The organism is Coprobacter tertius (assembly GCF_024330105.1).
GTDB classification, from domain to species: Bacteria; Bacteroidota; Bacteroidia; order Bacteroidales; family Coprobacteraceae; genus Coprobacter; species Coprobacter tertius.
The window spans coordinates 197,596-220,901 of the sequence record NZ_JANDHW010000005.1; the positions used below are offsets into that span (position 1 = coordinate 197,596).

The 23,306-nt window shown below is 35.3% G+C and carries 18 protein-coding genes; all 18 read right to left on the minus strand.

Translation table 11 applies throughout. The features are described from left to right. Nucleotides 1–25: 25 nt before the first annotated feature. The 18 genes from NMU02_RS06860 to NMU02_RS06945 all read right to left on the minus strand — a co-directional run bounded on the left by NMU02_RS06860 (nt 26) and on the right by NMU02_RS06945 (nt 23,278). A complete protein-coding gene (locus NMU02_RS06860) occupies nt 26–3,217 on the minus strand; it encodes an efflux RND transporter permease subunit (protein WP_255026844.1) in 3,192 nt (1,063 codons plus the stop codon). After that, a complete protein-coding gene (locus NMU02_RS06865) occupies nt 3,214–4,632 on the minus strand; it encodes a TolC family protein (RefSeq protein ID WP_435522020.1) in 1,419 nt (472 codons plus the stop codon). Before NMU02_RS06865 ends, NMU02_RS06860 begins: the two co-directional genes overlap by 4 nt. Nucleotides 4,633–4,729: 97 nt before the next feature. Continuing rightward, complete coding sequence (locus NMU02_RS06870) at nt 4,730–7,807, minus strand: efflux RND transporter permease subunit (protein WP_255026845.1); 3,078 nt, start codon at nt 7,805–7,807, stop codon at nt 4,730–4,732. 18 nt (nt 7,808–7,825) lie between these two features. Next, a complete protein-coding gene (locus tag NMU02_RS06875) occupies nt 7,826–8,893 on the minus strand; it encodes an efflux RND transporter periplasmic adaptor subunit (protein WP_255026846.1) in 1,068 nt (355 codons plus the stop codon). Between the two features lie 83 nt (nt 8,894–8,976). Then, nucleotides 8,977–9,357 carry a GtrA family protein gene (locus tag NMU02_RS06880; protein WP_255026848.1) on the minus strand — a complete coding sequence of 127 codons (381 nt, stop codon included), beginning with the start codon at nt 9,355–9,357 and terminating at the stop codon, nt 8,977–8,979. Between the two features lie 12 nt (nt 9,358–9,369). After that, complete coding sequence (gene lepB / locus NMU02_RS06885; RefSeq protein ID WP_255026849.1) at nt 9,370–10,044, minus strand: signal peptidase I; 675 nt, start codon at nt 10,042–10,044, stop codon at nt 9,370–9,372. Further along, the gene (locus tag NMU02_RS06890) at nt 10,034–11,539 is read right to left on the minus strand and encodes a glycosyltransferase family protein (RefSeq protein ID WP_255026850.1); all 1,506 of its coding nucleotides are present in this window, start codon (nt 11,537–11,539) and stop codon (nt 10,034–10,036) included. The genes lepB and NMU02_RS06890 overlap by 11 nt, the downstream gene beginning before the upstream one ends. After that, entirely contained in the window at nt 11,499–12,803 is a 1,305-nt protein-coding gene (locus NMU02_RS06895; RefSeq protein WP_255026851.1) for a hypothetical protein, read from the minus strand. Before NMU02_RS06895 ends, NMU02_RS06890 begins: the two co-directional genes overlap by 41 nt. Before the next feature lie 295 nt (nt 12,804–13,098). Beyond that, the gene (locus tag NMU02_RS06900) at nt 13,099–13,473 is read right to left on the minus strand and encodes a RidA family protein (protein WP_255026852.1); all 375 of its coding nucleotides are present in this window, start codon (nt 13,471–13,473) and stop codon (nt 13,099–13,101) included. A gap of 918 nt (nt 13,474–14,391) precedes the next feature. Then, a complete protein-coding gene (ilvA, locus tag NMU02_RS06905; RefSeq protein WP_255026856.1) occupies nt 14,392–15,585 on the minus strand; it encodes a threonine ammonia-lyase in 1,194 nt (397 codons plus the stop codon). A 157-nt stretch (nt 15,586–15,742) separates the two neighbouring features. Beyond that, nucleotides 15,743–16,924: a dicarboxylate/amino acid:cation symporter gene (locus NMU02_RS06910; protein ID WP_255026857.1), complete on the minus strand. Its 1,182-nt coding sequence runs from the start codon at nt 16,922–16,924 to the stop codon at nt 15,743–15,745. A gap of 59 nt (nt 16,925–16,983) precedes the next feature. Beyond that, nucleotides 16,984–17,796: a phosphate ABC transporter ATP-binding protein gene (locus tag NMU02_RS06915; RefSeq protein ID WP_255026858.1), complete on the minus strand. Its 813-nt coding sequence runs from the start codon at nt 17,794–17,796 to the stop codon at nt 16,984–16,986. 22 nt (nt 17,797–17,818) lie between these two features. Next, a complete protein-coding gene (locus NMU02_RS06920) occupies nt 17,819–18,670 on the minus strand; it encodes a PstA family ABC transporter permease (protein ID WP_255026860.1) in 852 nt (283 codons plus the stop codon). An 8-nt stretch (nt 18,671–18,678) separates the two neighbouring features. Continuing rightward, nucleotides 18,679–19,593 (minus strand): phosphate ABC transporter permease subunit PstC, encoded by a 915-nt coding sequence (pstC, locus tag NMU02_RS06925; protein ID WP_255026862.1) that lies wholly within the window; start codon nt 19,591–19,593, stop codon nt 18,679–18,681. A 7-nt stretch (nt 19,594–19,600) separates the two neighbouring features. Next, nucleotides 19,601–20,551 carry a PstS family phosphate ABC transporter substrate-binding protein gene (locus tag NMU02_RS06930; RefSeq protein ID WP_255026863.1) on the minus strand — a complete coding sequence of 317 codons (951 nt, stop codon included), beginning with the start codon at nt 20,549–20,551 and terminating at the stop codon, nt 19,601–19,603. 376 nt (nt 20,552–20,927) lie between these two features. Further along, nucleotides 20,928–21,287, minus strand: coding sequence for a carboxypeptidase-like regulatory domain-containing protein (locus NMU02_RS06935; protein WP_255026865.1), 360 nt, complete (start codon nt 21,285–21,287; stop codon nt 20,928–20,930). Nucleotides 21,288–21,370: 83 nt separating this feature from the next. Next, on the minus strand, nt 21,371–21,841 hold the full coding sequence (locus NMU02_RS06940; protein WP_255026866.1) for a toxin-antitoxin system YwqK family antitoxin: 471 nt from the start codon (nt 21,839–21,841) through the stop codon (nt 21,371–21,373). 78 nt (nt 21,842–21,919) lie between these two features. Continuing rightward, nucleotides 21,920–23,278, minus strand: a complete 1,359-nt coding sequence (locus tag NMU02_RS06945; protein WP_435522024.1) for a beta-helix domain-containing protein — start codon at nt 23,276–23,278, stop codon at nt 21,920–21,922. Between the last annotated feature and the right edge of the window lie 28 nt (nt 23,279–23,306).

Consider the following 23,306-nt stretch of genomic DNA (forward strand, 5'->3'; position numbering starts at 1 on the left):
AACTATACAAAAGGGAAAAAGTACTTTAGCTTTTTCCCTTTGTATTTTTCCGTGCCACACCCATAAATAACGGCAGAAACAAAACTGTCGCTATGAATCCCATCATAAGCCCCCCAATAGTTCCTGCCGCCAAAGGAAACCAAAATGCCTCTTTCGATGTCCCTATCAAAAATGGGATAAATCCCAATACGGTAGATATTACAGTAAGACATATTGGCCTTATTTTATGATTAAAAGCCTTAATATATGCCTTTAACGGAATAATTCCCGGATACCTCGCTCGTATATTGTTATACTCATCTAATATATAAATATTGGCATTTATCGTAATACCCGATAAAAGAACGAATGAAGCGAAACCACCCTGATCGAAATTAAGCTGAAATAGATAAAAAGTTAGAAATACTCCGATATAGGCAATCGGGATTACAAAAAGAATATAAAAGGGCTGTTTTAAAGAATTAAATAAAATACTAGTACCAAAGTATATTATTACGAATATAATAAATAATAACCAGTATTGTCCCATTCCTTTTTCACCCCAGAGACTCCAATTTCTTTCTGAAACCGTATAGCCCATCGGTAACTGCTTCCTAAATTCTTTTATATTTTCTTCTAACATCCTATTTGCCTGATCATATGATCCGATATAATCAAAAGAAAGGTACAAATAATACTGTTGGTCTACTTTCGATACATTCTGTGGAGATTTTTCTTTGATGACAGTTGCCAATTCCGATAATTTATATTCTTTATCTTTTATACGCAAGGGAATATGGTACAAATCCCAAATATTATATTCATACGACTGACGAGGGTATAAAACTATATTTTCTATACCAGATTCGAGATATAAATGCCCGATATCTGTACCTCTGGCAAACGCCGTGTTCAGTGCATTAAACAATTCATAAGGTTCTATGCCCTCTTCTGCCATTCGGGATTTATCAAGATTAAATAAATATTCCTCATAATCATCTTTATAATAACTTCTTTCTGTATCTATAGTGACGTCTTTTATCCTTCGATAATCAAGAAGTTTTCTTTTAAATCGCTCAGCCCATAAATATAGTTCATCATAATTATAACCATAAAAATTCACTCCATATTGGCCAGAAGTTTCACGAACATCATTACTAAAGCCGTCTCCCACACCATATACTCCCCAACTTCCTCCTCCTATTTTAATGGATTTGCTAATTATCTCATTCTTTAAACGATAAGGAAACCCTGTATTCTGATATTCTTTTTTAAACAAAACATTAATATTCGCTCTTCTTGCACCATCGATCGATGTTTGAAATTGTTTTATTTCAGGATACTGGCTAATGTAATTTTCCATTCTTCTGATAATCGTATTCATCTGATCAATTGTTGCGCCATTCGGTAGAGTCGCTGTTATATAGAGAGACGTTTCTTTTCGATCGGAAAAATACGACCCGTTATATACATTTTGCATGAAAAGACGCAAAGTACCTCCCAAAACTTTATCGACAACAGGCTTAATCTTTTCGATATACTTTTGATTACCTAACGTTATATTATAAAATTCTACCCAATGATTTTTTTCTTTCTCGGTATATATCCTATCAGGCAATAAAAAAACAGGAAGACCAAATGCCAAAATAATTAATACAACAACAATCCCCCTCCATTTCCATATAAAACAGCAGAACAACTCATAGAAACGATTAAAAGCAAGCCTATACTTTAATAAAAATGTTCCAAAACGACGATATTTACATCTATTTTTTGAAGTAACGCCAATAGGTAATTTATCAAGAATTGCCGGGACAAGAAATAAAGCGATTAAAATCGAAATAATCAGATTAACAATGATGACTCCTGCAAAATCAATAAGATTTAATTTTAATTTTTCATCTAAAAAGAAAATTATAGATAATGAAGCGATTGTAGTCAAAGTAGCAGTAAAAATCGCCACGAAAGCTTTCATATTCCCACGCCTGATAATTTGATCGGACATAACGATCGTATTATCGATCATAAGAGTAAGGGAAATCGTAATACCGGCCAATGAATAAAGTTGTATTTCGAAACCTAAAAGATAATAAAATATAAAAGCAATCGATAAATTTATAAACAACGAAACCGAAATTAATAATGTATATTTTAAATTGCGATAAGCTAATAAAGTAAAAATTAATAAGATTAGCAATGTTAATCCCGTACGGAAATAAATTTTATTTAATTCATCTTTTAAATAATCGGTTGCATCATAACTCAAATGTATTTCATAACCGGAAGGTAATTCCGATTGAATGCTTACGATCAGCTCTTTTACTTTTTTACCCAATTCGAGCTGATTTGCATTTTCATCAGCTACAACAGATAAATATATTGAATTCAATCCATTGATACGATAATAACTATGGGGCTGTACTTCTACATGATTTACTTCTACCAATTCCCCCAACTTAATAAGTTTACCCGCTCTGTTAGCTATTAATATATTTTGAACATCCTCAATTTTCATTTCATCATTATCAGCCGCAAGAGCCAGCCTTATCCAATGATCCTTGCTACCTACATCTGAAAAAGAGACAGTTCCTAAAAATTCTTTTTTCATATAATTAGAAACTGCAGTCTGTATATCCGATACAGTAAGGCCTAAAGTCTCTAACTGTTTATAATCATATTCTAAGCGCCATTCCATAGGCGTAGCACCACTCACATCAACACGATAAACCCCTTCTAATTGCGCCAGTTTCGTTTTTATATTTTTTTCGGTATATTGTTGTATCAGAAAAGAATTTACCGGAGCATTAATCGTATAGCTTATAAACGGAAGATTTGCATTTTCATCCGAACGACTTAAAGATATTTGCGGATATGAAACATTTGCAGGTAATTGCCCCCAACTCTGCCGAATAATTGTCGAGGCTTCGAATCTCGCCACATCCATGTCAGTATGTTCGTCGAAACGTATCGTAATATTGCCCCAACCATTGCCGGAGACAGATGAAATACCCTGAATTCCTCTCATTCGGGCCATCATAGCCTCTAATTTCGAAGTCGCCTCCTTTTCTACGATACGAGAAGATGATCCATACATACTAAATCCGATGCTTAGCTGAGGATAAGATTGTGAAGGAGATAATTTTATAGCCAATTTTGGTATAAAAGCCACCCCAACCAATGTAAGACACACAAAAGCCAGTATAACAGAAAAAGACGATATTTTAAATGGATATTTCATCTATGAATGTTCATCATTTCGTCAAATGAATCGGAAAGCATACGCTGCTCTTCAAAATCGAACAATGTCATTTTTCTAATTTTATAATAGCTCAACCAATAATTCTGCAATGCAGAGATATAATTTTTTCGAGCTTCTTTTTGCCTCGAGAGAGCCATTGTGAGACTATTTATATCCGATTTTCCAATAATAAAACGTTCCCTCGTCGATTCATATGCAAGATTAGCTAATTCTAAAGCCTCCTCAGCACTTCCTATAAGGTCTTTTTGTATATTGAAATCATTCACAGTCATAATTACATCCTGTTCCATTTGCAAAATTTTCTGTTGTACAGAAATTTTAGTGACATTCAACGTATTTTTAGCCATATTAGCCCGACCTTTTCTAACACCCCAATCAATAATTGGAATGGTTAGACCTATACTTACGATGTCTTGTTGTAAAGGATGATGATAAGAACCGGTGAAATTACTTGCTACTTGATTGAATCCAACACTTGCATAAATACTAGCATCGAACGTTGAACTTTTACGAGTACGATCCACTTCCCTTTCAGCCTCGAGAATCTCTTGTTTATACGAAAGAAAATCAGGATTATTTTCTTTTGCATATCTCAATGCGTCGTCAGCATCGATATCGATATCACGTGGTCTATCCGGAAGTGTAAGTTTAACGATCGTCTCTTTATCCATATTCAGATAAGATACGAAATTAAACATGGCCCGTTTCAAGCTTATCTCTGTATTTTTTAATGTATTACGTGCATTTACAGCTTCCAACTTCAATGTCAGCAAATCAGCCCGTGAAATAGCCGCAATACCATGCCGGCTCTCACCGATTTTATACAGTGTATCGGAAGAAGCTACATTATCCAAGGCCATATCATACTCAACTTGAGCCATTGCCAGATTAAAGAAATAATTAATAACCGTTTCAGCAATTTCCTCCGAGTTATAAATATATTGACGTTTAGCTTTCTCATATTTTAATGGTTCTATTTTCCTCTCCCATTTAAAACTGTTAAAGCCGAATAATGATTGAGAATAACCGATACGAAAAGGCACAGTAGTGAACTGAGAATAAGTATTTTCACCAAAATTACGCATATACCCCAATTCTGAATCGATAAAAAAAGTACCTCCGGTAAAATCGAGATTTTGACTTATCGATAAATTCCCATAAGAGTACAATGATTGTTGTTTACGATAAACATCGATATTACTCTCATAATCGTAACGTTTTGTAAAATCACGATTATACTGTATCGGAGTTGTTTTCAATGTAAGCGAAGGCAAACGCCCTGCTTTATAAGAACGATATTCCCAATAACTCGAAAGATATAAATTCTGAGTACGGAATGCCTGTAACGAACTATCTTTTGCTAACATGATACTTTGTTGCAGATCCAGTTTCATTTGTGAATAAGTATTCACAAAAAAAAGGCTTAATGAAACCGATATAATAAAAAATCTTTTTATAACCACATCTCTCATTTTACAAAAAATACTATGTTCATTTATCATTCCTGAAGTTTTCTTTTTTCCGATATATCCACCAATAAACCAAAGGAACAACGAACAGACTGACTGGCGTTCCGATAACCATTCCTCCTATTGTTGCTAAAGCCAATGGCTTTTCAAGTTCAGAACCCATATCGTGACTGAATAATAAGGGAGCCATACACACGATTGAAGTAAGACTGGTCATTAATATAGCGTTAAGTCGCCGACGACCTGCCTCATGAATAGCATCCATCAATCTCATTCCACTCCGTCTCAACTGATTCATTATATCAACTTTCAGAATACTATCGTTAATAATTATACCACATGTCACAATAATACCGATAGCCGACATAAGATTAAGACTATGCCCCAAAATAATCAGTAATCCTAAAGCTGCTGCTATATCAATCGGAATCTCAAGTAACACGATAAGCGGTTGCATAAAACTCTCGAACTGTGCAGCCAAAATAAAATACATCAGTAAAATTGAGATAAATAAAATGATCATAAGTTCTCCCAACATTTTTCGGTTAGAAAAATAAGAACCAGAAAAATCGACATCCCACTGATCATCTGCCGTAACATTTTTCTTTACGGTACGCACAACCTCTTCGGGATCATTTACATCATAAAAATTAAAAGGAAGATATTCGCCATTACGACCTGCAACAATTGTTTTTACATCTTCCGACTGTGAAATACTGACAAAAGAACTCAACGGAACCTGATTACTACCATTCACCGATATCAATGTATTATTAATAACATCCTCGACCTTATTCTCATCTCCCCCCAACATAATAGGTAAATACTGCTGATAAGATCTCAATAGTGTAATTTCATTCCCCTTGAAAGATGACTTTAATATTTGATATATATTATTATAGGATATATTATATAATAACAATCGTTCTTTATCGATATGCAGATTCAATTGTTTCTGAAAAGATATTCCGTCCGGAATATATCCGGTTTCTTTAACCAGGTATTTCTTTATTGATCTTATATTTTCTGATGTCGGCACTTTATCGGTTTCACGTGTATAATACTCGATCGTTAAATCTGGCTCTCCCGTAACAAATATCCGTTCGAAAATCGTACCTACAGGAGAAAATGTTACGATAGCATCAGGATATTTATCATTAAAATATCGACGTGTAATTTTTTTCATTTCCTCGAGATTTTCAGGTAGAAGAACACGGAAATATATTTCAGATTCCGAAGAGGTTTGTTCTTTTTCCGAATTTAAAAGAAATTGTTGCTGACCGATCAGAGCAGAATTTTCTACAGTCTTGTCTTCTACAAATTTTAAAAAATTATTGGTACGCGCTATATTTTCATTTAAATGAATATTCTGGTTCCATTCAATTTTAGCTAATAATTCTGTCTGACTTATATCGGGCATTTTTTCTTTGGGGATAATCACAAAAAGTAATGCGCATACAGGAAAAACAATAATCATAATAAAAGCAGTCAGGGTTTTATGTCTGAATATCCAAGATATACAAATACTATATATTCTTTCATGTACAGGTACTGTACCGGACTTATCTTTTATTTTTTTGAAAAAGGGATTTTTAATACTCGAAAATATACGAGGTACTTTTATAGAATAAATCAATTTATACAGGACCGGCAACAAAACAATCCCCGTAGCATAAGAAACCAGCAAACCCACAGTTACCGAAAATGCCTGATCGAAAAATAAAGCACCGGCAATCCCACTCAGAAAAATGAGAGGTACAAAAACCGATATTGTAGTCAGAGAAGAACTCAACATGGGAGCAATCACCTCATTGGTTCCCATTATACATGCTTCATCCAGAGAATAATTTTTATTTTGATATTGTCTTATATTATCAGTTACGATAATTGAACTATCGATCATCATTCCTAATGCCAACACGAGTCCGGTAAGAGAAATTACATTAAATGTGACATGGAACAAATAAAAAAACAGCAAGCAGATAATTAGAGAAACAAACATACTCAGTCCGATAATTAATGGAGACCGTACATCATTCATAAATAAGGCAGAAACTAACCAGACGAATATAAAAGCCAAAATTAAATTTTGTTGAAGATTCGAAATCGTATAATCAAGTAATTGTGTCTGATTCTGAGAAATATTAAATTCAATATCCGGATAATTTTTTGATAAATTTTCTATGACCCCATTAAGTGCAGCTTGCATTTTTCCCATATTTTCAGACGTTTGCTTAATGATCGCCATAGTAACTGCCCGCTTCCCATTATAATAGGCTACTCCATTTTCTTTTTCCGGAACCATTTCGACACGGGCAATATCTTTTAACTGGTATATCTTTCCATTCTTACGAATATAAGTATTAGCAACATCTTCTACTGTGCGCATTACTGAAGAAAAATTAATAATGTATTCGTAATAGCCGTCTTTTATGACCATATTACCCGGATCGACATTATTATTTTTTAAAGCCGACTCAATATCGGAATGAGTTATTCCGGAAACTTTCATCGTATTTTCATCCGGAACAATCTGAATTTGTTTATTCATTAGTCCGGTCACATCTACCATAGCAACTTGAGGCAATTGCTCTATACGACGCTTTATTACCGACTCGGAAAATTCGCATAAATCGAGAAAAGCATTTATATCGTTTTCTCCCTTTTCTTTCAATGTAAGATTCAAATTGAAAACAGGGATATCGGTTGCACTTGCTTTTATTACCTTCGGTCTCGATATTTCTTTAGGTAAATAATTCATCGCAGCATCTATTTTTTCATTCACTTCAATAAATGCCAGATCTGTATTTACTCCATATTCAAAACTCAACTTAATAACAGCACTCCCATCCCGGGTCTCCGATCGTATATCCTTCAATTTCCCAATCTGTAACAACTGTCTGCGAATAGGTGAAACTGCAGAATTCTCGAGTTCCCTCGCAGATGAATTGTTCGATGTTACCTGTATCGTTATTTCTGGGATAGCAATATTGGGCAATAAAGATACCGGAATATTAAGATATGTAATAATTCCTAATATAAAAAATGCCGTAAAGGCCATTAAAACAGCAATAGGACGATGTATAAGAAACCTTATCATTTAAATTCTTTTATACTGTTATTTTATTAATTGTACAGGTGTCTCATGAGCCAAATTTATATTCCCTTCATAAATAACGCTATCCCCATCCTGTAATCCTCCTGTAATTACATAACCATCTGAATTTTCCATCCCGGTTTCTACATAATTCCACATCGCTCGCCCTCCTTTCAATGTAAAAACCACTTTCCGATTTGTTCTCAACACCAAAGCTTCTTTCGGAATTACTAATTGCCTATCTACCATTCTTTGAACCAATACTTTAGCATTCATACCATCGTATAAACTATTTTTACCTTTGTCTAAAATCTTTGCTTTAATCCTTACCATACCATTTGCATCTACTACCGGATTTATCTCGGATATCTGTCCATTGACAACATAATTATTGATCGAATATGGAGAAATTTTTACCTTATCCCCAACTTTTAACAATGCGATTTCACTTTCAAGTACATTAAAAACGATTTCCAGATCATTATTTCCAATTATGCTACAAAAAACATCTGATCCCGACAAATTATATTCTTTTTGGGTAAGATTGGCCACCACTCCATCAAAAGGAGCATAAAGAACCGAATTACGCAAGTTATATTCCGCCATCTCATATTGTATGAGGCTATTGTCATAATTACTTCTGAGTTTTGCCACTTTCATCACACCTTCTGGTATATGCATCGAATCCTTAAGAGAATAGCCCTGACTAATAAGAACATCCTGTAATTCTAAACGTACTTTTTCGAGATTATCTTTTGACTGCTTCAAACTATTCATCAGTTTAAACGGATCTAAAGATGCAATTTTCTGTCCTTTCACAACTTTGTCCCCATTCTTTACATAAATACGGGATATAATCTCAGATGTTTCGAAACGGATATCAGCTTTTCGGGCTGCTGTAATTATTCCATTTGCAACTAATTCATGATGAAAATCACTATAAGTAAGCTTCATCGCTTTCACTTTATCCTGAGTTTCTGGTAATAGAGTCGAAACATTCCTTTCTTTTTCGCTCTTAGTAGCTGTATCATGACAAGCACTTATAAAAATCAAAGACACAATACTTATGATGAGAAAAAACTTTTTCATATATGCTGAAATTCTTAAATACTCTTACTAAATAACTCGGTTTTATAAAAATATATCATATTTATCATTTTACAAAAAAAATTTTAGGAAAATGTAATATAATTATTACTAAAAAAATTCCATAAAAAAGTTATTCCTATTGCGATAAACTTTGCCCAATAAAATGATATATTAAATCTCGAATGTGCCAGATAAAGAATAAAATTATTTATAATTAATCCCATAACCGAAATAATAATAAATAACGACATTTCTTTCGCTATTGCCGGATCTTGGCTGTGAAACGTCCAAATTCGATTTAAATAATAATTAAAGCAAACAGCAAAAATAAACCCGAGACTGTTTGACAAATATTTATACCATTTCAGTTTTTCCTTACAAAGAAAAGTAATTCCGAAATCGATAATCATCCCCAGAAATCCTACAATCCCGAAACGAATAAATTTAAAAAATAATATCTCCATATTTACCGTTTATTATTCTATTTTATGCCAAAACCGATCTTTCCGTATTCCATTTTCCCCTATCGAAAAAAAAGTACGACTCATACGTCCTACAATAGAACTTTCAGGAATATAGCCGTATTCTCTACTATCTAAAGAATTAGACCGATTATCTCCTAAAACAAAATAAAAATTTTGCATTGGAGCATAAAATTTCAAGATTACTCCATTAATATAAATTTTGTCATTTTCCCGGTAAATTGTATTTCCATCTTTTTCAATTACTTTTTTCATAATATTATAATTCGATGAGTCTATTCTTACCGCTTCTCCACAAACTAATATTCCTTCTATACGCTTAACATATAATATTTCTTCATTTTCAGGATTGCGAAATACAACCACATCATCAACATCCGGTTTTCTAAAACCGGGAAAACGACGATATCCCCAGTCATTTCCCGCATCGGCATTTCTTAAAGCAGGTATCCATGTAAAAATATTTATTATAGGTATATCCGACCATCGCCGTGGAACAATCCCTCCATATGTCAATCGATCTATCCATAACCAGTCTCCAGTCATGATAGTAGGTTCCATACTTGGAGAATTAACCGAACACGGTTCTCCTATTGTCAGCCTTATAAATATGGCCAATAATAACGTACCGATAAAAACAAAAAATATTTTTATTACTTTACTTCTCATCTGATTCAGAATATAATATCAATAAAGCATCATCATAATATACTCTGTATAATGCATTCATCATTTCAATCCACCTCGGTATACTCTGATAGCGGACACTGTACCCTATTCTTTCACAATATTCTCTTTCGAAATAAAGCCCCTTAGGCAAAACATAAATTAAATCTTTATTTTTTAAAACTTTATTGTCACGAACGTGCGAAATATTTATTAAATCGATATTTTTATCGATATAAAAACGTGCCGTTAAACCTTTACCCCAACCTTCGCTAAAGGGTCCATTTGAAATTAAACAACACACCGTTACACCTTCGGGATAATGTTCCCTAATGTAACGGGCCATTTGCGCCTTCCCGTTTCCGGCCGGTTTAAAAGTCATCATAATAAGACCTATGCTATTTATAATCATAAGAGCCAATAAAAGAAAATGAGTTATTGTTTTTACCGATTGCCCTTTTAGTTTTGGAGAAATCGACTGATAGGCTAAAACTAAAATAAATGGTGTGAAATTTACAATCGGGAAAAGAAATCGAAGCTCTTTATGAGGAATAAACGATTGAATTACCAAAAAAGGAATTATTGTCCATAATATCAGATTTTTAGAATCTAATACAAGTACAATTATCAATGCACATAAAATGATAAATCCTATAATAAGCGTAGGCGCATTCAATATCCTTTCAAAATAATAATACCATGGTGATATACCGAATATGGAAGCTACATCCTGAACTATATTATATTCGAAATATTTATATGGTGTAAAAACAAATTCTCCATAATACCAGCTATCGAGTAGTGTACAAAACACAAGAACAAATAAACCTCCGATAAAAATACCTGCTAACTGACGAATATTTGATTTCCGCACAATAATCATCCACAATAAAACCCCTATTATTGCCAACGCCATTTGAAAACGGAATTCAAAACTCATCCCCATTAAAATTCCGATTCCGATATAACGGAAAAAAGTATCTTTCAGCCCAGACTTATAAACTAATGCGACAGATAGCATCAACGTTAAACCAGCCCAAGATTCGGAGGAAAACCTTACGTTGACAAAAGGCAAGAACCATAATAAAAATGATAATATTACATATGCTGTATGATACCTTTTATCTATTGCAGGTAAAAAACTCCTCACAAAAAAACATATAGAAAATAAAGCAAAAAAAGCAGTCAAGAAGCGTAAGCACATCGCCAGAATAAATGGGTCGGTTGTTCCTACAAAAGACATTAGCTCAATTACAACAAACGCAATCATCGGTTGCAAAACGGGACGTATCTGCGCATCGTATTCCCAAGCCATATCCACCCAATCATTCCATCCGGCTTTTAACCCTGCAAACTCGATAATCTGATAATGTTCGTCGGGATGATGATAACCATTACTGAAATAGGCTGTTAAAGCATAAATTACAGTAATAAATAAAAGCAAATATACACGTCTGTTATTCGTCATTTTTATCACCATATATTTCTTTATAGTCATTTCTTTCTTTCAACAGATCCCGTAATTCTTTCTTTAATGTATCCACATTATACCAAGTACGGGTACGTACGTTCGAATATACGCCCAAATACATCAGATAAATACAGAACAAGATTAATAAAACAACTTTTTTACCGACAGAAAGGACTTCATACAAACGATAAAAATAATAAGCGACGATAAATGCAATTCCGATCGATGAAACATAAGCATATCTATCGGCTACAACAGCAAAACGGGACAAAGATATAATATGCAGAGCTACAGCAATATGAATAATAAAAAATAACAATCCGAAAGCCAAAGGCCAGCGGGTGAGATGTTTCCACAATGTTAGTACTATTACAACTAATAATACCGGATATACAAGCAACCAAGTAGGTAACGGTTCTCCCGGCAAAGAAGGGAAAGGATACAAATATGATAATTTAAATGGGAATATACATTTAAAAAAATATTCGGTCAAAGAATAACACGCATATACAACACGCTGCCATAAAGGATATGATTCAGCATTAGAAAAAATAGTATTGCCATCAGGGGATTGCGATAACATGGTAATAATACCGAAAAAAAGAGAAAGCACAAAAAAGGGAATTACAGTAATCCAAACCTCTTTATTATTAAATTTATAATGAAGCAACCAATATACCAGTAACATCAATAATGGAAACGTAACAGCCTGCTCTTTCCCCAAAAAAGAAAACACGTAAAATATTAAAGTGAGCGCAAAATAGCGACCCTTTTTTCTTTCTAAAAAAATTAAAAAAGTATAAGTCGCCAATAAATAAAAAAATGCATATACCAAGACTTTAGAAGCACTCATCCAAGCGACTGATTCAACGTTAAAAGGATGAATGACAAATATTAAAGCTGTAAGAAATGAGATTATCGGTATCTTCTCTATCGATATACGATTACTCATAATAAGTAATTTTTTAAAGATATAAAATACCAAACATGCATTTGCTATATGTAATAACAGGCTGGCCAAATGGAATATAGTGGGATCATAACCCGCTATTGAATATAGAAAGAGATACAGATATTCATTAAAAGGGGCATATTGCCCATGATAAAATTCGGTTAGAATTGCCCATATATTGGCAAAATTAATTCCGCTCTCGGTATAATAATTCATAACCACCCATTGGTCGTCCCAATAATCGAGTAACTGATTCCCCAATATGGGATAATAAACTAAAAATCCGGCTACAATTAAAAAAAGGGGATACAGGTATTCCCGTAAAGAACAGCACTTCATAGTATTAGAAATAAAACGGTTTTACATATTATGATGAAATTCTTATTATATAAATATATTTAAGCAAATAACTATTTTTAATTGGTATAAATATATAAATATAATTTTAAAATAGAAAGAATTATTTCAGCTTTTCACTTAATTGCACTTTTTATATTCTATTTTATTGTATCTCTTTTTTTAGTATATATATTAAAAAATCCCCTGCAAGAAGAACTGCCCAAAAGTTTTACACAAACCTTTTGCGTGCAGTTCATTATTTGCCGGGGAGCAATTTAATACTATTTTATCCTTATTATATCTCTGCTATCAATTCTACTTCAACCAAAACATCTTTGGGTAGCTGTTTTACCGCAACACAAGAACGAGCCGGTTTACTCGTAAAATACTCGGCATAAATCGTATTAAAAGCTGCAAAGTCTTCCATATTTTTCAAAAAACAGGTAGTTTTTATAACTTTATCGAAAGATGTTCCGGATTCTTTCAATACTGCTTTTAAATTTTTCATTACTTGTATCGTTTGTCCGTTTATATCGGTAGCTTCCACATTTCCGGTTTCAGGATTTATCGGTATCTGGCCGGATGTAAATAACAAATTTTCACATACTATTGCTTGAGAATAAGGACCTATAGCTTCGGGAGCATTACTGGTGTATACTTTCTTCAACATATTATATAGATTTAAACATAAGCCTGTACATTACCTGCATTCATCCCGTTACAAGCCACTCCGGGTATGAATGATTAATTTAAAAGATACTGAATAAAAATGTAAAAAAAAGCAAAATATCGTTAGATAATTGCATGTAAGGCGTTTATGGTTAAAATCGGTTTCTTCGTGAGGACAGTTTAAGACATTAAAGAGACTATTAAAGCCCCGGAACATAACCGAATTTGTAACCTGTTAATCCGATATACGGATTGCCCGGTTTAGCAGCAAGAACACAATCTATGCGCTTTTTTACCTGTTTATTCCTCCCCAAAGATAGCACATTAGAACGATAGCGGCAAATACAGCGCAAACAAATAGAAACGGGAGTTTACTCTCAGTTTTCCGAGACGTAACCTGTATTCTGTAAAAAAATCCGGAAAATACCCTTGAAAATACTTGAAAAGTATAAAGGGCTTGCCTCCAAAGTCGGCGCTCGACAAATGCTTAAAGGCGTAGCATAGTGTGATAGTTTATTTCATTCGGATTCATTTTTGACTGCCCCCCCTGCAATAAACAAACTTCTCCCGGACATTCACGGGAGAGGTTCGCATATCTTGGTGAACGTCTTAAACTAAGGGATGAACACTTCGCGGAATCCGGAGTTGTTGTAAATCCAGCCTTGACGCTTACCGCCTTGAAGGCATGGTATATGTATAATCAGGTAAATAAACAAAAAACTCTGAATTAAAAGAATATTTTCTTTCGTAACCCAATCGTAGCGGGATATTAAACTAAGTCGTTTGTTCCGCATAAGGCCGTATAACAACTCTACACATCATTTCGCGATATAACCGCTTTTCAATCCGAATACAAACTACATTCTGATTTTAAATAACTTACTTTTATATTTCTGATTATTTACAAATATAAGACTTTCTACGATAAATTATACCCCGCATCGATTAGCGCTTTTTTTATTTGAGCAATATGTTCATAATTACGAGTTTCCATCACAATACGCAGATAACAACCGTTTATATCCGAACTTTCACTGGCTCTTTCATGATGTATAGAAACTACATTCCCTCCCATTTCGGCCAATATTTTCGATACACCCATCAACTGCCCGGGTTTATCGAGTAACTCAATGGTAAGAGCATAAGACCGACCGGCTTTTAATAAACCCCGTTTTATCACTCGAGAAAGTATCGTAACATCGATATTTCCTCCTGATATAAGACATACTACCTTTTTACCTTTTATTGGAATTTTATTAAATAATGCAGCTGCTACAGAAACGGCCCCTGCTCCTTCAGCAATTAATTTTTGCTGTTCGATCAATGCAAGAATTGCCGTAGAAATTTCATCATCGGTCACTGTTACGATTCCATCTACATAATGACTGCAAATATCAAAAGTATGAGTCCCGGGTTCTTTTACTGCTATCCCATCGGCAATCGTATAAACAGAATTCAGACATTCTATCTTTTCATGCGATATAGAATGAAGCATACTCGGAGCTCCACTGGCCTGCACACCATAAACTTTTATATTCGGATTCAGCGCCTTTATCGCATAAGCTACGCCCGAAATCAGTCCTCCACCCCCCACAGGAACAATCACAACGTCTACATCTGGAAGTTGATCGAGTAACTCGAGACCTATCGTACCTTGCCCAGCCATTACATACTCATCGTCAAAAGGATGTATAAAGGTATACCCCTTTTCTTCTTTGAGTTGCAAAGCCTTTTTATAAGCATCATCATAAACCCCTTCTACAAGACAAACTTCAGCGCCGAAGCTCTTAGTCGCTTCTACTTTCGATATAGGAGCCCCATCGGGCAAACAAATCAACGATCTGATTCCATTTTTTGTCGCTGCCAATGCCACGCCTTGCGCATGATTTCCAGCGGAACAAGCGATCACCCCCTTTTCTTTTTCAATATCGGTCAACTGAGAAATCTTATAATATGCTCCGCGTATTTTAAATGATCCCGTCAGCTGTAAATTCTCCGGTTTCAAATAAATTTCACATTCGGGATTAATTTTCGGGGCATATATCAGATCGGTTCTTCTGATTACATCTTTTAAGACATACGACGCGTGATAAATTTTATCTAATGTCAGCATTATTCTTCCTTTCCTTAAAAATATACCGCAAAAAGAATATTTACGGTTCTCATTTATAAAAACACTTGAAAACCCATTATAAAAACAGTATAAAGGTACAATCATTTTGTAAACCTACACAAACAATCTAAATACTTTTTTCTATTAAAAATGGTTTTTAAATTGTTTTTTTTCGACGTTCCGGCCCCATCACTTTATCAATGATAAGAGCAATCGCGCCATCTCCTGTCACATTACAAGCTGTACCAAAACTATCCATTGCAATATATAAGGCAATCATCAACGCCTGCTCCGACTCATCAAAACCAAGTATCGAACTAAGAATTCCCAGAGCTGCCATTATCGCTCCACCCGGTACACCGGGAGCAGCTACCATCGTAATACCTAACATAAAAATAAAGCCGGCAAAAAGCGGAAAATCATAAGGAATCCCTTGCATCATCATTAAAGCCAAGGCACAAGCAACAATTTTCATCGTACTCCCAGACAAATGTATCGTTGCACATAACGGTACCACAAAACCCGAAATCTCATCGGAAACCCCGTTTTTGCGGGTCTGTTCTAAAGTCACCGGAATAGTAGCCGCCGAAGATTGTGTCCCCAGTGCTGTAAAATAAGCCGGCATCATACGGAATAATAACTTAAACGGATTGCGTTTAACAAACATCGAAGCGATCACATATTGAAATATGAGTAAAAATATATGAAGAATAAAAATGACACCGATAATCTTAATAAATACAAGTAATATACTATAAACTTGACCGGCATGAGTCATATTCAAAAAAATTCCGAAAATATAAATAGGCAATAACGGCAATATAACAACGCTGATGGTTTTAGTAATTATTTTTTTAAAATCATTCATGGCATCTTTCAAGGTCGTCGTAGACAGATGTGCCAATCCGAGGCCCAACGTAAACGATAGTACCAATGCAGTCATTACACCCATAAGTGGAGGTATCGAAACAGAAAAGTATGGAGAAATCCCCTGAGCCTCACTTACCTGTTCTAACGGAACACCGACATCTATCAAATGAGGAAATACGATTACTCCTGTAAAATAAGATAAAAAACCCGAAAAAAGAGTCGCAAAATAAGCGACAAGGGCCGTAACAGCTAACATACGTCCGGCTCCTTTGCCGATATCAGCAATTGCTGGCGTAACCAACCCCAAAATAATAAGAGGTATTATAAAATTAAGGAATTCGCTAAAAATAGAATTAAAAGTTACGAAAATCCTTACCCAGGCACCCGATAAAACATTTCCAAACAATATACCTAATGCTATGGCAATAATAATTCTGGGCAATAACCCGAAACGAATTTTCTTTTTCATATTTCTATTTTTCCCTTTGAAGTATTCTTTATATAAAACAAATATAAATAGAAAAGGTCTTAACTAAAGGCTCCCGACAAATAATTTTTTGTGAGTTCGTTTTTCGGATTTTTAAAAACTTCACCGGCAGTTCCGGCCTCGATAATTTCTCCTAAATACATGAAAATTACATAATCGGCGATACGTAACGCCTGACGTAAAGTATGAGTCACTAATACTATGGCATAATCATTCTTTAGTTTTACAAACAATTCTTCTATCGTCTTACTCGAAATCGGATCCAGGGCACTCGTAGCCTCATCGGCCAGTATAAATTGCGGTTCTACCGCTAATCCCCGAGCCAAGCATAATCGTTGCTGTTGTCCTATCGACATACGCGAAGCAGGTGTATGCAAACGGTCTTTTACCTCATCCCACAAACCGGCCGCCTTTAAATAATATTCTACGATCGCATTTAATTTTCGTTTCGACGTAATTCCATGTATGCGACAGCCATATGCGATATTATCATATATCGACATGGGTAATGGACAAGGCCGTTGTGATAAAAGCCCCATTTTACGACGTATATCGATCAATTCGGCACTACGATCATAAATATCCTCTCCATCCACCAACACTTTTCCCTCTACATTTACATCTTCATTGATATCGAGCATCCGATTAAACGTCTTCAACAGTGTAGATTTTCCACATCCCGAAGGTCCTATAATACAAGTAATTTGTTTATTTGGAATTTCAACATTTATATTCCTTAAAATATGGTTATTCTGTATATATACATTCAGTCCTTCTACTTTTATATTGCTATCGGGACATACCGGAGCCGAAAATTTCTGATTTGGTAAAAAATCGGGTATTATATTATTCATATCAGAACTTTATTTACGTAACTTATACTTTATTTCTGGAAAATCGATTCATTATAAAACGCCCCAAAACGCTTAATACAAAAACAATTATTGTGAGCAGCAATGCTGCCGCATATGCACGATCCTGGACCTCCTCCACCGGACTGTTCATCTGAAAAAATACAGCCAATGGCAATGTTGCAGCCGGCTGGCTCAGCGAAGTCGGAATACTGTCGGTATAACCTGCCGTAAACATTACACCGGCAGCATCACCAATAGCCCGGCCTATCGATAATAACGTAGCTGTCGCAATACCGGGAGCGATTTGCCGTAAAATTACTTTAATAGATTCCCATCGTGTAGCACCTAAAGAATAGGTTGCTTCAACGATTTCTCGAGGCATTTGCCGGGCCACTTCATCCATAGAGCGAATAAATATAGGTATAATCAATAATGTTACTACGATAATCCCACCGAGCAGAGAAGTTTTTAAACCGAAATATATCATAATCGTAAAACCGAAAGCTCCATATACGATCGATGGCACTCCGAAAAGTACATCGCATGCCAACCGGGCGATATATGCCAGTTTCGATTTTTTGGGTAAATAAACATTTAAATAAAAAACAACCGGAATGCTGATAAGTAACCCCAATATCGTAGAAGCTCCTACAATATATACAGAACCAACGATCGCATTAAGCAGACCGCCTTCTTTACCGATGTAAAAGCCTCCACCGGGCAAATCGGTTATCATATCCCAGTTCATCGCTTTCCATCCGCGAGAAACAATCGCATAAAAAATACTTCCGATCGCAAGAAACACACAAAGCGTTGCAATAATCATCAACACCCTGAATATTTTTTCCTCTATAAATTTTAGTCTTATTTTCATTTTATATTTTATTGAAAACGCTTCTCGATATGCCTCAAAATAATACGTGAAACGAGATTAAACAATAAAACGACAAAGAATAATATAAAAGCAGCCAACATCAATGCCGACTCGTACATGGGTAAAGAAAGCATCTCACCATAATTATTCGCTATCAAAGCCGGTAAAGGATAACAACCATCGAAAATAGAATCGGGAATTTTTGTAATATTTCCGCATACCATCAATACGGCGATCGTCTCTCCGAATGCTCTCGACATAGCTAACATAACAGCCGCAAGAATTCCGGGAGCCGTTTTGCGCAATAATACAGATTTTGTCGTTTGCCATTTTGTCGCCCCTAATGCGGTAGAAGCATCTCGCAACTCATCGGGAACCGCTGAAAATATTTCTATAAACATACTTACCAACAACGGCAATATCATCACTCCCAAAACAATACCTCCTGCCAATACAGAATATCCGGTCGAATATTCTACAAAATGAGGAGCCAGTTTATCGGATATCCACGGAATTATAATAAGAATACCCCATACACCATAAACGACCGACGGTATTCCGGCTAAAATATCGAGAGTGGGAAAAACTACTTTTTTTACCCATTTACGGGCGTATTCATTCAAAAAAATCGCAGAAAGCAAAGCAATAGGCAACGCCAACACTAAGGCTACAGCAGTAACCCACAAGGTACCCATTATAAAAGGAAGAAAACCGAACTCTCCTTTCAACGGTTTCCATCGAGCGGAAGTCAGTAACTCTACCAACGAACGTTCTTCGAAGATCGGGATCGATTTCATATATAGTCCCATCGCAATCACGATTACCAGCAAAATCATAAACAAGGTAAGCATGAGCATTATACTGCCTGCCAACTTATCTTTAAAAATACGCCACCGACTTAATGTTAACGTAAAACTTCCCATGTACTCGTTATTGTAAACGTTTTAATTCTTCTTTACACTCCTTTTCCGACAATCTGACATATCCTGTTTCGGCTGCCCATTTCTGTCCATCGGTAAGTACATACTTCAGAAACTCTATCAATACTCTTTTTGTCGGTTTTCCTCCCGTTACTAAAAAAAGATTTCGGGCCGGAGGAGAAGGATATTTTCCGTTGGCAATCGCATCCATTAGTTCATCTACAGTATCATAAAAATACTCTCCAGGATCGATTTTTCCATTATTATTTGTATCGATAGGCATCACTGCCAGACTTTTAAAAGGTTTTTTACTCTTTTGGTCATAAACATAGGCTATATTATTAAATCCTATACCTACCTTATCTCTTTGGATTGCCGAAGAAACTCCCGGATCACCGAAAACAGCTGTTCCCTCAAGATCTTCCTGTTTCATTCCAAACCAGGCAGCCCATGTTTCTGCAGCTCCACAAGCATCTGAACGAGTATACACATGCACGGGGATACGGTTATTCGTACCTAATATCTCTCCCCAATATTTTATTTTGTCGGACCAGAGACGATTTGCTACAGATTTTTTAATACCGGTTCTTTTTATTTGCTCGTATAAAGGATTATTTAAATTAACAGTCGGTATCACAGCGTCTTTAACAACAGCAATAGGAAACGCTCCTTTTTTAAATTCCACATCATAAATCTCCCGCGAAACCATACCAATATCCACTATCCCCGATAATGCGTCTGTCATTCCTTTTCCTGCACCTCCGGCCGAAATATCAATTTTAACACCAGGGTGTAATTTACGAAATTCTTCTGCCCACCTTACTGCCATTGGATAAAGAGCAAAAGCTCCCGATAACTGTATTTCTCCTTTCAAGGTACTTTTAACGGAACCTTTTTTTTGGGCAAATACAAAAACGGGTAAAAGCATTATAAAGATTAGGAAGAAAATTTTCCTCTGCATAATATTATTTATTTTTCTATTACTCAAATTCAGATAACAGCACTATAAAAAACAAGGAAAAAAGAAAAATATATGACTTATTTTTATAACAAAAAAACAATTTAATTTCATCTGTTTTTGCAAATATATTAAAAATAATTTCACAAAAATGTAGACATACTGTTTTTATAGGTATTTTTTTTAAGTTTATAAACCCGGTTTATTACTTTATTCAGATCTTCCCATAGTGCTTTACATTACTGATAAAATAAAAAATACACAGAATATAATAATAAAAAGCATCGCTATCTCCCGACAACGATACTTCGATTGTAACAGATTTTCAAATTTAACATTACATCTACGTAATGTCTCTCGGAGATTTCTTTTTCCCGGGTTATTGCTGTAAATTTATTTTCAGGCCTGAAGCATCACGAACTGGGACCTTTAATACCAATGGTTTATAAGAAATCATACTCACTTTTATTTCACACTCTGTTCCGGTTACTTCCGGTATAGAAAAGTTTCCATCCATATCCGTAAAAACCTTTTTCCCATTTACCGAAACCGTTACTCCGGTAAGAGATTCTCCGGCAACCATATCATATACATTACCACTTACCGTACAACTTGAAACTTGAGTTGCAGTGACACGGGTTTCATTTTTCGAAGCATTATTTTCAGTATTTTTATCGGCTGCAAAACCGTTTATTCCCCAAAAGGTAACCAATACTATCCATATTAATACAGTTCTCATAGTCATATGTTTATAAATACATTATTTGTTACAACAAAGAAAGCCGGTATTTATTACATAACAATTACACCGACAAGTCAATCCTATGAATATTTCTTTTCAGAAATTAATTTACCTTTTTCATCCCAAATATACCATATCCCCGATTTCTTGCCCTGAGTATAATGCATTTCGTATCTCATAATTCCATTTTCATCCCAAATACGCCACACACCATGTTTTCTGCCTTTCAGATAACCCGCTTCCGCTATTAATACTCCGTTTTCATCATATGTACGCCATACGCCATCAAATTTTCCGGCATAATACGACCGTACTTCTTCAATTTTCCCGTTCTCGAAATAGACAATATATATACCTTCCGGTAAACCGTCTTTAATGAACATCTCCATTTTAACCGCACCACTCGGAAAATATTCGGTATAAGGTCCGGTATATAAAACTCTCTGCGTATCATCGGTATAATAATTACCATTATGCAATACAAGTTTCTGAGCTGATACCGTAATGACCGTAAAAACCAGTAATATAACAAACAGAATTTTTCTTGTCATATTTAAAAATATTAAAGATACCTCCGTCCCTTCCTGGGACGAAGGTACCTGTTATAAGCAAGTTCTTTCAGTATATTCTTAATATTCAGTGTTTTGGGGATCAAAATTAGTCCAAGTCTCTGTCCAGTCATTTGTACCGTCAAACGCACCTTTATAAGCAACTCTATCGAAACCGGTAGATAAATCTGCATCATCGAATGATGCTCCGGAAATTTTCGTAGCATCTACTGTGAGGAATTTCGCATTCTCTTTTATTATATCGTTCGAAGAAGAAAATACCTGATTTCCGAGAACTGCCGTCTCGAAATAACTTTTACTTAGATCGTCTTTAAAATCATTCCACATACCCGCAAAAATTACATTTTTTACCGTAGCTCCCGAATTAGCATTTTGCAGATACAAGCCGTAAGGCCAACCGGTAAATATCGAATTATACACCTTTAATGAAGAATTTCTGCGTATGTGCATAGCTGCCTGAAACTGGCCTCCTTTTGCACCACTTGCAGCATCGGCTGTCGTATATAATATATCCGATTCTGATTTTCCGGAAGAAACGCCGTAAAAAGGACCGATCAATGTTACATTCGAAAATACAGGAGCCGTCAAAGGAGTGTTTCCCGATCCGTCTGCATCATTATCCGATTCGAATCCGTTCGATTTAGAGGTATCGGCAACTTTCGGATCCCTTACTCCCAGTAAGAACTGTAATTTTCCGCTAAATCCGTTATCGGTATCGAATTCGTCATCCCATCCTTTGTAAGCAATAAGATGTTTACAATTTACATTACCGCCAAACCATTCGTAAGAATCATCACCACAATACGATACTTGAACATATTCGACCTGAGTGTTACGACCTACACCACCAAAAGTAAGGCCGTTGATTTCCTGATTAGGACGGAAAGGATAGCCCGGGAATTCGATTCGAACATATTTCAGAATACCCGAATTATCATCAACATTGTCTCCCCCATATATAGTTCTGGGGCCACCCTCTATCTGTGGGCGATTAGAGTTTACAGGAGCTTTACCACAAATAATCAAACCACCCCAATCTCCGTAGCTACGTTTGCCCACAGGCTGATCCGATGTAAATACTATAGGTTTATCAACAGTTCCCTGAGCAATAATTTTAGAACCGGGTTCGATAATCAGAGAACCTTTGGTAGCTTTTTCACCTTTAATTACGGTTCCCGGCTCAATCGTCAATACCGAAGATTCTGTATTACTACCGGTATATACATATACAAATCCCCTTAAAAGATATACCTTATCGGCCGACAAAGTTTTATTCCCGGTAATCTCTCCTTCGAGAATCTCATCATAGCGTGTAGATTCACCACCGGGAATGAATTCATCACCATTCTTATCATCACTACACGAAATCATGACCAAAGAAACTAATGCAAAAAATGATGTCATAATACGATAATACATTCTTTTCATAAAAATAATTTGGTTAAGT

Bases quoted from the DNA above. Each gene is read 5' to 3' on its own strand.
- NMU02_RS06860 (WP_255026844.1), bottom strand. From the start codon at position 3,217: ATGAAATATCCATTTAAAATATCGTCTTTTTCTGTTATACTGGCTTTT.
- NMU02_RS06865 (WP_435522020.1), bottom strand. From the start codon at position 4,632: ATGAAACTGGATCTGCAACAAAGTATCATGTTAGCAAAAGATAGTTCG.
- NMU02_RS06870 (WP_255026845.1), bottom strand. From the start codon at position 7,807: ATGATAAGGTTTCTTATACATCGTCCTATTGCTGTTTTAATGGCCTTT.
- NMU02_RS06875 (WP_255026846.1), bottom strand. From the start codon at position 8,893: ATGAAAAAGTTTTTTCTCATCATAAGTATTGTGTCTTTGATTTTTATA.
- NMU02_RS06880 (WP_255026848.1), bottom strand. From the start codon at position 9,357: ATGGAGATATTATTTTTTAAATTTATTCGTTTCGGGATTGTAGGATTT.
- lepB (WP_255026849.1), bottom strand. From the start codon at position 10,044: ATGAGAAGTAAAGTAATAAAAATATTTTTTGTTTTTATCGGTACGTTA.
- NMU02_RS06890 (WP_255026850.1), bottom strand. From the start codon at position 11,539: ATGACTATAAAGAAATATATGGTGATAAAAATGACGAATAACAGACGT.
- NMU02_RS06895 (WP_255026851.1), bottom strand. From the start codon at position 12,803: ATGAAGTGCTGTTCTTTACGGGAATACCTGTATCCCCTTTTTTTAATT.
- NMU02_RS06900 (WP_255026852.1), bottom strand. From the start codon at position 13,473: ATGTTGAAGAAAGTATACACCAGTAATGCTCCCGAAGCTATAGGTCCT.
- ilvA (WP_255026856.1), bottom strand. From the start codon at position 15,585: ATGCTGACATTAGATAAAATTTATCACGCGTCGTATGTCTTAAAAGAT.
- NMU02_RS06910 (WP_255026857.1), bottom strand. From the start codon at position 16,924: ATGAAAAAGAAAATTCGTTTCGGGTTATTGCCCAGAATTATTATTGCC.
- NMU02_RS06915 (WP_255026858.1), bottom strand. From the start codon at position 17,796: ATGAATAATATAATACCCGATTTTTTACCAAATCAGAAATTTTCGGCT.
- NMU02_RS06920 (WP_255026860.1), bottom strand. From the start codon at position 18,670: ATGAAAATAAGACTAAAATTTATAGAGGAAAAAATATTCAGGGTGTTG.
- pstC (WP_255026862.1), bottom strand. From the start codon at position 19,593: ATGGGAAGTTTTACGTTAACATTAAGTCGGTGGCGTATTTTTAAAGAT.
- NMU02_RS06930 (WP_255026863.1), bottom strand. From the start codon at position 20,551: ATGCAGAGGAAAATTTTCTTCCTAATCTTTATAATGCTTTTACCCGTT.
- NMU02_RS06935 (WP_255026865.1), bottom strand. From the start codon at position 21,287: ATGAGAACTGTATTAATATGGATAGTATTGGTTACCTTTTGGGGAATA.
- NMU02_RS06940 (WP_255026866.1), bottom strand. From the start codon at position 21,841: ATGACAAGAAAAATTCTGTTTGTTATATTACTGGTTTTTACGGTCATT.
- NMU02_RS06945 (WP_435522024.1), bottom strand. From the start codon at position 23,278: ATGTATTATCGTATTATGACATCATTTTTTGCATTAGTTTCTTTGGTC.